9 protein-coding genes are annotated in these 11873 nt (G+C 53.8%); all 9 read left to right on the top strand.

Annotation, left to right across the window (positions count from 1 at the left end):
• Positions 1 to 50 precede the first annotated feature (50 nt).
• The 9 genes from DSM465_RS0107700 (at position 51) to DSM465_RS0107655 (ending at position 11840) form a co-directional block, all read left to right on the top strand.
• On the top strand, positions 51 to 1028 hold the full coding sequence (locus DSM465_RS0107700) for a YncE family protein (RefSeq protein WP_029761055.1): 978 nt from the start codon (positions 51 to 53) through the stop codon (positions 1026 to 1028).
• On the top strand, positions 1025 to 1699 hold the full coding sequence (locus tag DSM465_RS0107695; protein ID WP_008879783.1) for a response regulator transcription factor: 675 nt from the start codon (positions 1025 to 1027) through the stop codon (positions 1697 to 1699). Before DSM465_RS0107700 ends, DSM465_RS0107695 begins: the two co-directional genes overlap by 4 nt.
• Before the next feature lie 3 nt (positions 1700 to 1702).
• Positions 1703 to 3109: a sensor histidine kinase gene (locus tag DSM465_RS0107690; RefSeq protein ID WP_029761054.1), complete on the top strand. Its 1407-nt coding sequence runs from the start codon at positions 1703 to 1705 to the stop codon at positions 3107 to 3109.
• A 757-nt stretch (positions 3110 to 3866) separates the two neighbouring features.
• A complete protein-coding gene (locus DSM465_RS0107680; protein WP_029761053.1) occupies positions 3867 to 5915 on the top strand; it encodes a methylmalonyl-CoA mutase family protein in 2049 nt (682 codons plus the stop codon).
• The gene (gene scpA / locus DSM465_RS0107675) at positions 5899 to 8094 is read left to right on the top strand and encodes a methylmalonyl-CoA mutase (RefSeq protein ID WP_008879779.1); all 2196 of its coding nucleotides are present in this window, start codon (positions 5899 to 5901) and stop codon (positions 8092 to 8094) included. Before DSM465_RS0107680 ends, scpA begins: the two co-directional genes overlap by 17 nt.
• Complete coding sequence (gene meaB / locus DSM465_RS0107670; protein WP_029761052.1) at positions 8091 to 9236, top strand: methylmalonyl Co-A mutase-associated GTPase MeaB; 1146 nt, start codon at positions 8091 to 8093, stop codon at positions 9234 to 9236. Before scpA ends, meaB begins: the two co-directional genes overlap by 4 nt.
• A gap of 27 nt (positions 9237 to 9263) precedes the next feature.
• Positions 9264 to 9701, top strand: coding sequence for a BrxA/BrxB family bacilliredoxin (locus DSM465_RS0107665; protein WP_008879777.1), 438 nt, complete (start codon positions 9264 to 9266; stop codon positions 9699 to 9701).
• Between the two features lie 573 nt (positions 9702 to 10274).
• Positions 10275 to 11258, top strand: a complete 984-nt coding sequence (locus DSM465_RS0107660; protein WP_008879776.1) for an aromatic acid exporter family protein — start codon at positions 10275 to 10277, stop codon at positions 11256 to 11258.
• A 75-nt stretch (positions 11259 to 11333) separates the two neighbouring features.
• Positions 11334 to 11840: a L,D-transpeptidase gene (locus tag DSM465_RS0107655; protein ID WP_008879775.1), complete on the top strand. Its 507-nt coding sequence runs from the start codon at positions 11334 to 11336 to the stop codon at positions 11838 to 11840.
• Positions 11841 to 11873 lie beyond the last annotated feature (33 nt).

Here is an 11873-nt window from a genome sequence, read left to right as displayed (position 1 = left end):
ATGTCATGTATAATGGAAACAGAAGTCCATGTACGAAGGGGAAGCCATAGATGAAACGAGCGAGCGTGTGGGTGCTTTGTATATGCTTATGGGTCATCAGCGGTTGTGCCAAACCATCGTTTCCACCGATAGACAACTCGCTTTCTGTCGTTATCAGCCTTGATGTGAAAGGGGAAACGGTCACCTTTTTGAATGCGAAAAACGGGAGAGTCATCGCTCGTTGGGAAATCAACAAACCGTTCCGCGGCGGCGCGCTAAGCCCGGACAGGCGGACGCTTCTGTTGTACGGCCCTGATTTGGATCGGGTCTATCGCTACAATCTTGCCACCGGGAAGCAGCTTGACGAGTGGAAAACGGGGAGCGGCATCATCAGTGCCACCGCTACGCCGGATGGCAGCACATGGTTTTTTGGCGACAACCAACACCATGCGGTTCGTGTATGGAGCGAGAATGGCAAGGAACTCACCCGCCTGCGCGTCGGCCATTCTCCACTCACCCTTCTTATTAATGACGCTGGAACGGAGCTGTACGCCATCGATTTTCAAGCTGGCCGCACCTTTGTCATTGATGCAGTCCACCATCGCCTCATTCGTTCGTTCGCCGTGCCGAGGATGGCGCTGGGCGGACTCGTGCGCGAGCAGCAAGGGGAGCTTTGGGTTGGCGGGCACGGCAGCGGAAGTCGTGTGGAAACGAACATCCATGTCTATTCGCTGCCAGACGGCCGGTTGCGGCAGATGATCGCCGCCCCGGTCATGCCGATTGATTTTATTGAAACAGACCGCGGTGTGTTTGTATTAAGCCACGGCTCCAACACCATGCACCGATTTGCGCCGGACGGAAACCGGCTTGCTTCCATGTCCGTCGGCGCCAACCCGTTTGCCATGGAAGCGGCAGGAGGCCGTTTGTATATTGCGAGTTATGACAGCGATGAAATCATCGTGGTCGACGAGGCGACGTTGCGGCCGCTCGCTCGTTGGAAAACAGGGGATGGACCGCTGCAACTGCTGATTCGGGAGGGACGAACGTGAGTGAACGGACCGTTTTAATCGTGGATGACGAAGAGGAGATGCGGCTGTTAGTCAGCATGTATTTGGAAAACGCCGGCTTTTGCTGTTTGGAAGCCGGAGACGGTGACGAAGCGTTGACGGTGTTGGCGCGTCGTTCGGTTGATGCGATTTTGCTTGATGTGATGATGCCAAACCAAGACGGCTTTTCCGTCTGTGCCCGCATTCGCGAGCAGTCGGATGTGCCGATTTTGTTTTTGACCGCTCTCGGAGAAGAGTGGGATAAAGTGAAAGGATTCAAGCTCGGCGGCGATGATTATATCGTCAAGCCGTTCAGCCCGGGTGAGCTTATTGCCCGCCTTGAGGCGGTGCTGCGCCGGACGTGGCGCGGTCGCGAGCGCGATGGACAGCTACAATTTGGCAACCTTGCGATCGATGAAAAAGGGCGGAAGGTGACCGTTGGGAGCGAGCCGGTGAGGTTGACGTTAAAAGAGTTTGAACTGTTGCTGTTTTTGGCCAAGCACCACGGTCAAGTGTTCAGCCGCGACGATTTGCTCGTCAACGTGTGGGGATATGATTACACAGGAAATGCCCGCACAGTCGATACGCATGTGAAGACGCTGCGCATGAAACTGAAAGACGCTGGCCGCTATATTCAAACGGTATGGGGCATCGGCTACAAATTTGAGGGATGAGTGATGAAACGGCTTCGTTTAGGGCAAAAAGTATGGCTGTCGATCGGAGCGGCGATCTTCGTGACGCTGGCGTTTTCATTTTTGCTGTTAAATTACTTTTACCGAACGGTGTACGTGAAAGAAGTCGAACGAATGTTGATTGCTGAAGGGACAAGCCTAGCTCATGATTATCGAGGAGGGACGGTCACCGAGGCCTATCGGCGTCAAATCGAATGGTATGACGAAAAATCAACGGCAACGATCTTGTTGATTGACAATCCGCGCGAATTGAGCGCTTGTTGGCCGTTTCCGGTCCATTATGACGCGTTAGTCAGCGGTCGCGATCGGGAAACGCTGCTGCACGGCAAGCCGGTGATCAAAACGGGGTATGAAAAGCGCTTCGACCGCCGTGTGATGGCGGTTGTCGTCCCGCTTCTTGATGAGAAGCGACTTGAGGGAGCGATTTATTTGTATATGCCCCTCGCCGACGTTCAAGAAGCAACCAAACGGGCAGCCGCCGCGTTTTGGCCGTTTGCTGCCTTGTTCGCTGCCGCGTTGTTGTTCGTTGGCAAGCGAATGGTGCGCCAAATGACCGAGCCGCTCCAAGCGATGGAAAAAGCGGCTGGACGTATGGCGAAAGGGGATTATGGCGCAGCCATTTCAGTGCGCACGGACGATGAGATCGGCCGTCTCGCTCAAGCGTTTAACCAAATGGCGGACGCCATCGCCAAAGAAGACGAGCGAAAGCGTGAATTTTTAGCGAACGTCTCGCACGAATTACGCACGCCGTTAAGCTATATAAAAGGCTACAGTGAAGCGCTCCTCTCCGGCCTGGCGAGAACGAAGGAAGAAGAGCAGTCGCACCTTCGCCTCATCCACCGTGAAACGGAACGGATGGAGCGGCTCGTCCGCGACTTGCTCGATTTGGCTCAACTTGAAGGGCAAAGCGTGCCGCTCGAGCGCGCTCCAGTGGCGTTCGCCCAAGTGATCGAGGATGTCATGGACATGTATCGCCCAATCATAACCAAAAAACGGCTGACACTCACGTGCGACCTCGACTATGAGCTTATCGTTGACGGCGATGCCGATCGGCTCGAACAAGTCGTGCGCAATTTACTCGACAACGCCATCCGCTACACCCCGGAAGGCGGCGCGGTGACGGTGCGGCTTTCCCGTTTTTCAGACACAGAAGGCGAACTCGTGATCCGAGATACGGGCAAAGGCATCCCGAAAGACCAGCTTCCGCTTCTCGGCCAGCGCTTTTTCCGCGTCGACCGCGCCCGCACCCGCAAAGAAGGAGGCACTGGCTTAGGGCTTGCCATCGTCAAACAAATTGTCGCCCTTCATGGCGGTGCGATTCAGTTCGACAGCGACCTCGGCCAAGGAACGACCGTATCTGTCCGCCTGCCGCTCGTTCAAGAAGAGGAATAAGGGTTCTAAACGTGGAAGTTTCAATGTGTCTCATCCATGACCTGGCGGATCAAGTAGTGGAAGTTGATTTATGTGAGAAAATAGAGGGCGTTGGAGTTTTGTGGAATTTACAAATCGGGACGATATCTTTTCCATTTGTTGAAGGACTTTGTGATCGATTGACGAAACGTTTTCCGGAATAGAAGGTAGGTGAAAATCAGCCGTTTGCCTTCGAGCAATCTTGGGGAAAAGAAACATGAGGGCATGTAGTTTCTTAAATTGAAAAACTAAATGAACTTATCCTCATTTTCCGTTAAGTAACCAGTTTCCTAGGGTGTCTCGAAAGCAATGAGACACCTTTTTTACATGGAAGACTGGTAAAACTCAACTTTTTGACCATACCAATGGAACAGAACCAACCAAGTTTCTCGAATTGAGAAATAAAAAAAGCGATTCCTCATTCGGCAACAGGGATGAGGTTATGAAATCGCTGACTATATCAATTCAAAAATGGTTCACTAACCTTTTTTGGTTCACATACGTTCTTAGTGAAGCAAAAAAGTTCCCACAAAGTCTTGTCTCACTCTTCGTCTTTTTGTTCATTGCCCAAAATCAGCCTATGTACTACAATAAACATAGAACCCGTTTTTTCCCACGGAAGTGCATCTGCTCGTTTGGTATGAGACATCTCCGGACGTTGACGGCTTCAGGTGGGTAAAAGGCGGCGAAAAACGAAAGCGGTTTCTTTTTGGAGAAAGACGCGAAAGGGGATGGGGAAATGAGTGATGTCGCGAAGATGAAGGAAGCGGCGTTTTCAGCTCCGACGGTTGAGGAGTGGGAGCGGGAAGCGGAAAGATCGCTGAAAGGAAAGCCGCTCGAGCGGCTTCATTCGATGACGTACGAAAACATAGCGGTCAAGCCGCTTTATACACGCCGAGATGTAGAGGCGCTCGGCTCGCTTGAGCAGTACCCGGGCTTTGGCCAGTACGTGCGCGGGACGCGGCCGGAAGGATATCGGAGCGAGCCATGGAAGGTGAGCCAGGAAATTTCGGCAATGAGCCCCTCTGAATGGAACGAGGCGATCAAGCACGACTTGCAAAAGGGACAGACGGAAATCCATCTTTCCCTTGAACGGCTGCCGTTTGCTGTTCAGTCGGTCGATGATGTGGCTGCAATGTTTGCTGGCGTGCCGCTCGATCGCTATTCGCTCCGTGTGGACGCGGGGACGCAGTCGCTTCCGTTTTTAGCGTTGCTGGCTGCGTATTTGCAAGAACAAGGAATATCACTCTCAGTCGTGCGCGGCGCGATCGGTATAGATCCGCTTGGAGTGTGGGCAGAAGGCGGGGCGCTGCCGAGGTCGCTCGATGGGTTGTATGATGAAATGGCGGAAGCGGTGAAGTGGGCGAAGGAACAAATGCCTTTCGTTCGCACGATTTTCGTGCGTGGAGAGCCGTATCATAACGGCGGAGCGAACGCTGTGCAGGAGCTCGCGTTTTCGTTGGCGACGGCGGTCGAGTACATCCGTGCAGGGCTGGATCGTGGTCTGACTATCGATGACATCGCTACGCGGATGCAAGTGTCGTTGTCGGTCGGAGCTGACTTTTTCATGGAAATTGCCAAGTTGCGGGCAGCGCGGCGGTTGTTTGCGCAAGTGATCGGAGCGTTTGGCGGCGGTGAATCAGCAAGGCGGATCGAACTGCATGTGCGCACATCGCGCTTTACCAAAACCGTGTACGACCCGTATGTGAACATGCTTCGCGCGGGAGCAGAAGCGTTTGCGGCCGTTGTTGGCGGTGCTGATGGCGTGCATGTGTCACCGTTTGACGAAGCGATCGGACTCGCTGATGAGTTTTCACGGCGCATCGCTCGCAACACGCAGCTTATTTTGCTTGAAGAGGCACATCTCGCCCATGTCATCGATCCGGCGGGCGGCTCGTATTATGTTGAGACATTGACGGCTAAACTCGCTGAAGAAGCATGGAAGCTGTTCCAACAAGTTGAAGAAAAAGGCGGTATGAAACAAGCGCTTCAAGACGGCTTCGTGCAGGCAGAAGTAGCGACAGTGGCCGAGCAGCGGCTTGAGCGCGTCAAACAGCGGAAAGAAAAAATCGTCGGCACGAATGTGTATGCGAACTTGGCGGAAACGCCGATTCAAAAGCCGGAACAAGCTGAAGTGAATGAGGTGCTCCCGGTAGAGGAAACGCGGGTGTCGGATCTTCGCGCTACGCTTGCGAATGGAAAATGGATGGAAGCGATGATTCGTGCGGCTCGTTGTCGAGCAACCGCTCGGGAAATGGTGGCAGCGCTCGCAGATGGAAAGGCACCTGTACGCATTACGCCCATTTCGCCATGGCGTTTAGCCGAGCCGTTTGAGCAGTTGCGACAGGCGGCGGAAAAGCATGCGGAACGCACCGGAGAGAAGCTCACCGTTCATTTGATTGCGCTCGGACCGCTTGTTCGCCATCAGGCGCGTACCGATTTCATTGCCGGGCTGTTTGCAGCCGGCGGGGTGACGGCCGAGCGGAGCAACGGCTTCGCATCGGTTGAGGAAGTGGTCGAATGGGTGCGGAACACGAACGGGACGCATTACGTCATCTGCGGCGCCGACGCTGATTATCCATCGTTCGTTCCCGCGTTGGCCGAGGCGTTTAAGCAGGCAAAGCCGAATGCGAAGCTGTATCTTGCTGGAAAACCGCCGGAAGAGCTCGAAAAAACGTATGCTGCTGCTGGCGTAGATGGGTCGATTCATCTCGGTTCGAACGCTTACGATGTCATTGTGGCGTTTCTCACGGAAAGAGGGGTGGCGTTTGATGGCGAAGTACGTTGACTTTACAAATATGACGCTCTCCACGGCAGCGGCCGATGTGGATGAGAAACAGTGGAGAGACGCGGTGGAGCGGCGCGTGCAAGCGTCGATCGATGAACTGTTGTTCCAGACGAATGAGCACATTGCGGTGAAGCCGCTTTATACAAAGAAAGACATCGATGGGCTCGATTTCCTTGATTATATGCCCGGCTTGCCGCCGTATTTGCGCGGGCCGTATCCGACGATGTATGTCGCACGGCCGTGGACGATCCGCCAATACGCCGGCTTTTCGACGGCTGAGGAAAGCAATGCATTTTATCGGCGCAATTTGGCGATGGGGCAAAAAGGGCTGTCGGTCGCTTTTGACCTTGCCACCCATCGTGGCTATGACTCCGACCATCCACGCGTCGTCGGCGATGTCGGCAAAGCAGGGGTCGCCATTGATTCGGTGCTCGATATGAAAATTTTGTTTGACGGCATTCCGCTCGATCAAATGTCGGTGTCGATGACGATGAACGGAGCGGTGCTCCCGATCATGGCGTTTTACATCGTCACTGCTGAAGAACAAGGAGTGACGCAAGACAAGCTGTCGGGAACGATTCAAAACGATATTTTGAAAGAATACATGGTGCGTAACACGTACATTTATCCGCCGGAAATGTCCATGCGCATCATTGCTGATATTTTCGCCTATACGGCCAAATACATGCCGAAATTCAACAGCATCAGCATTTCTGGCTATCATATGCAGGAAGCTGGGGCGCCGGCCGACTTGGAGCTGGCATACACGCTTGCCGATGGGCTCGAATATGTGCGCACCGGTCTGAAAGCGGGGATTGACATCGATTCATTCGCTCCAAGGCTGTCGTTTTTCTGGGCGATCGGCATGAACTATTTTATGGAAGTGGCGAAAATGCGGGCGGCGCGTCTCATGTGGGCGAAAATGATGAAAACGTTCAATCCGAAAAATCCGAAATCGCTCGCATTAAGGACGCATTCGCAAACATCGGGATGGAGTTTGACCGAGCAAGATCCGTTCAACAATGTTGTGCGTACGCTCATTGAAGCGCATGCGGCAGCGATGGGGCATACGCAGTCGCTTCATACGAACGCCCTTGACGAAGCGATTGCCTTGCCGACCGACTTCTCGGCACGCATCGCCCGTAATACGCAGCTGTACTTGCAGGAAGAGACGGGCATTTGTCGGACGATCGACCCGTGGGCCGGCTCGTATTACGTCGAGACGTTGACAAACGAATTGATGAAGCGGGCGTGGGCGCATATTGAAGAAATCGAAAGCTTAGGTGGAATGGCGAAAGCGATCGAAACCGGCATTCCGAAAATGCGTATCGAAGAAGCGGCAGCTCGGCGTCAAGCGCGCATCGATTCAGGAGCAGAAACGATTATTGGTGTCAATCAATACCGTCCGGAAAAAGAAGAGCCAATCGACATTTTGGAAGTTGACAACACTGCTGTGCGCGAGCGGCAAATCGAACGACTGAACGAGCTAAAGGCGACGCGCGATAACGAGCAAGTCGAAGCAGCACTTGCTGCGATTACGAAAGCGGCGGAAACGGGCGAAGGAAACTTGCTTGAGCTCGCCGTCCAAGCAGCGCGCGTCCGTGCAACACTCGGGGAAATTTCGTACGCCATTGAAAAAGTGGCGAAGCGTCATCGCGCTACGATTCGTTCGATCAGCGGCGTTTACAGCTCGGAGTATAAAAATGAAGCGCAGCTTGAACGGGTGAAAGCGAAAGTGGCGCAGTTCGCGGAACTAGAAGGGCGGCGTCCGCGCCTGTTGGTCGCAAAAATGGGACAGGATGGCCATGACCGTGGGGCGAAAGTGATCGCCACCGCGTTTGCTGATTTAGGGTTTGACGTTGATATCGGACCGCTGTTTCAAACACCGGAAGAAACAGCGCGCCAAGCGGTCGAAAACGATGTACACGCCGTCGGCATCAGTTCGCTCGCCGGTGGACATAAGACGCTCGTGCCCCAGCTCGTTGCGGAGCTCGAAAAACTTGGCCGCGACGATATTTTAGTTATCGTCGGCGGCGTCATTCCGCCGCAAGATTACGCGTTTTTATATGAGCACGGAGCCGCTGCCGTCTTCGGGCCGGGCACGGTGATTCCGGAAGCGGCAGAAACCGTATTAGACGAAATTTATGCTCGACTCGGCTATGAGGAAGTGAGCGAATGAACGGTGAGGAGAAACAACAAGAACGAGCAGGCGGCGAAGGTGCGGTAGACGGTCAAGGGAAGCGTCCGGAATGGGCGGACGGCGAGAGCGCGTCATCGTACGTGCAAGCTAAGCGCCCGTCGGCGCCCAAGCGGCTTGTGAAACGAAAAGAACGGTCGGTCGCTGATTACGTCCAAGGAGTGCTGGCCGGCGACCGCACCCTTTTAGCCCAGGCGATTACGCTTGTTGAAAGCAATGCGGCGAGGCATTTAGAGCTTGCCCAACAAGTGTTGAATGAATTGTTGCCGCATGTCGGCCGTTCGATTCGCATCGGCGTTACTGGCGTGCCGGGAGCGGGGAAAAGCACGTTCATTGAAGCGTTCGGTACGTTTTTATGCGAACAGGGGCATCGCGTCGCCGTCCTAGCCGTCGATCCGACGAGCTCGTTGACCGGCGGCAGCATCCTCGGCGATAAAACACGGATGGAGACGCTCGCCCGGAATCCGCGCGCTTTCATCCGTCCGTCTCCATCAGGCGGGGCGCTTGGTGGCGTGCACCGGAAAACGCGGGAGACGATGATGCTTTGCGAGGCGGCCGGTTATGACATTATCCTCGTTGAGACGGTCGGCGTCGGGCAAAGCGAGTTTGTCGTCCGTGGGATGGTTGATTTTTTCCTTCTTTTGGCGTTAACTGGCGCCGGCGACGAACTGCAAGGGATGAAGCGCGGCATTATGGAGCTGGTCGATGCCATCGTCATCAATAAGGCAGACGGTGACAATAAAGAAAAAGCGCGGGCCGCGCAAAAAGAGTACAATCAGTTTCTTCACTATTTGCGCCCGGCCACGCCCGGCTGGCAGACGAAAGCGTACACATGCTCCGCCTTGTTGGGAGAAGGAATCGCCGACATTTGGCAAGTCATTGAAACGTTTGTCAAAACGACGAAGCAATCCGGCGTGTTTGATGACCGCCGCCGCCAGCAACAAAAAGACTGGATGCATGCGATGATCAAAGAATATGTAGAAACGCGCTTTTTCGCCGATCCGATCGTGAAAGAAAAGCTCCCGGCGCTTGAGAACAGCGTTATTTCCGGCTCGAAACCGGTCACTGCCGCTGTCAGGGAGCTGATCGAAGCGTATGAACGGGGGATTGGCGGTCAAATATGATATGATAAAACGTAAGGAGGTGTCATGATGTTCCAATTTCAATTTCCGCTCTACAATGATTTTGTAGAACAATCCCGCCGCGAAGCGGTCGAAGCCGGATTTGAAGAGCTGCGCACGCCAGAAGACGTCGACGCTGCGTTTCGTCGTCCAGGCACGACGCTCGTACTCATTAACTCCGTGTGTGGATGCGCCGGCGGCATCGCTCGTCCCGCTGCGGCCCATGCGGTTCATTATGACAAGCGGCCCGACCATTTGGTGACCGTCTTTGCCGGCCAAGATAAAGAGGCGACCGCCCGGGCTCGTGAATACTTTGTCGGTGAGCCGCCGTCCTCGCCGTCATTCGCCCTGCTTAAAGACGGCAAACTGTGCGCCATGATTCATCGCCACGACATCGAAGGGCATGAGCCGGTCGCTGTCGTGCAAAAGCTGCAGGCGCTGTTTGATGAATATTGTGAGGAAGTGTGAACAGGAGAAACCCGGAGTGAGAAAAATTCAACCTCCGGGTTTTTTGTGTCGTTGCTACCTATTCTCCGTAGGCTGGGATTGGCTTCCGGACATCAGCCATCCCTATTGAAAGAGATATGTTTTAGGTGATTGAAGGAAATAAACAACCACTCCCCCCCCCGCCTTTTATCGCACCAGTCATGTGCTTCGGCTGTTCCCCCATTTGAAAAAAATATTATTGCCACCTCTGTGCATCGATGACACCGGCAAGCAAAAGCAGAAAATCCAAGAGGGTATGGACGACATCATCAGCCTCTACTTGTTTGACAAGGTCTTCTCTTTGATTCGCTGAACGAAGCCATTAAGCACGAAATTGATCGCGATGGGAAAACGATTGATAAAACACTCATGGTAAGTTGAGGAGGCCTGTCCTGCGTGTTTAGTAGGCGGCCGCTTTTTTTACTTGTCCGTGGCCGGGTCGAGTAGGTTTTTGGTGACGGATGTGCGGGACAAGGGCTGCCTATTTTTTCTTGCATCGAAAGCGCCGTCATCGGTACAATGAAGTCGGCAAACATGGGTAAAGGAGACAGCACGATGAAAATCGGCTATCGGACGTTAAAAACGGCGGTGGGGGCAGCGCTGGCGATCGCCATCGCTCAGCTGATTGGCCTCCATAATTTTGCTTCCGCCGGCATTATCGTCATTTTGTGCGTCCAAGTGACGAAAAAACGCTCGCTTGAGGCCGCGCGGGCCCGTTTTACCGCATGCGTTGTCGCGATTGGGTTTGCCGCGCTGTTTTTTACCGTTTTCGGCTACCATCCGTGGACGATTGGGTTGCTATTGCTTTTGTTCATTCCAGTGACCGTTCGGCTGAAAGTGAATGAGGGGATCGCGACGAGCTCGGTTATTATTTTGCATTTGTATGCGGCTAAAGAACTGACATGGGCGCTCATCGTCAACGAGCTGCTGTTGGTCATCGTCGGCATCGGCGTCGCCCTGCTTGTCAACATGTACATGCCGAGCGCCGAAAAACAGCTGAAGGAGTATCGGCGCATCGTGGAAGATTTGTTCCGCATTATTTTAAAAGAAGTCGTCCGCTACTTGCGCACAAATGAACTCGACTGGGATGGCAAAGAGCTGCCGTTGACGGCTGATATGCTTGAACAAGCAAAAAAACTTGCCATCCGCCACGCCGACAATCAACTATGGCGCAACGAAGATGAGTATGTCCGCTATTTCCGGATGCGTGAACGTCAGCTCGAGATTATTGAGCGGATGTTGCCGCTAGTGACATCGCTTACTTATACGGTCGAACAGCGGATCATGGTTGCCGATTTTATCGATGAACTGAGCGACGCTATTCATCCAGGTAATACAGCCGACCGCTTTTTGCGGCGTCTGGCGGCAATGCGCGAGGAATTTAAAGAGATGCCGCTTCCGAAAACGCGCGAACAGTTTGAAGAGCGGGCGGCGTTGTTTCATTTAGTGCGCGAATTGGAGCAATATTTGATTATTAAAAGCCAATTCCATCCCGGAAATGAAGCAGAAAAGAGGCGTCGTTTGTTGCCGTTTGGCTGAACGAAGTGATGTGCATACCCCCATCTTGGTTAGCGCACACTAAAGCTAAACGTCAGCAAAGGGTGGGGGCTTGATATGCGTAAATCGTTAGCGCTCTGCCTGCTGCTTAGTGCGCTGTTGGTCGTGCCGTTTCAGACGGCGGCGGAGATGAAGCCGCTGGTGATTGTGAACAAAGCGATCAATAAGCTTGCACTCATTCGTGATGGGCGCATTGAAGCAGTTTATCCGGTGGCGACGGGGATGAATGCTGGACTGACACCGGAAGGAATGTTTACGGTGACGGTGAAGGCGGAAAATCCGTACTATCGGAAAAAGGGCATTCCAGGCGGAGCACCGAACAACCCGCTCGGCACGAGATGGATCGGTTTTAATGCGCGGGGGACGGATGGGCGCATCTATGGCGTCCACGGGACAAACAACCCCGCATCGATTGGAGGTTATGTTTCGCAAGGCTGTGTGCGCATGCATAACCGCGATGTTGAGCATTTGTACGAACGGGTACCGATCGGCGCCCGTGTGCTCATTCTTCGCAGCAACGAGTCATTTTACGCCATTGCCAAACGATACGGCGCTGTCCAATGAAAAACGCAAGCTTCCCTATTTTGGAGCTTGCGT

This window comes from Geobacillus thermodenitrificans subsp. thermodenitrificans DSM 465, assembly GCF_000496575.1.
GTDB classification, from domain to species: domain Bacteria; phylum Bacillota; class Bacilli; order Bacillales; family Anoxybacillaceae; genus Geobacillus; species Geobacillus thermodenitrificans.
This window is presented reverse-complemented; position numbering and strand designations above follow the sequence as displayed.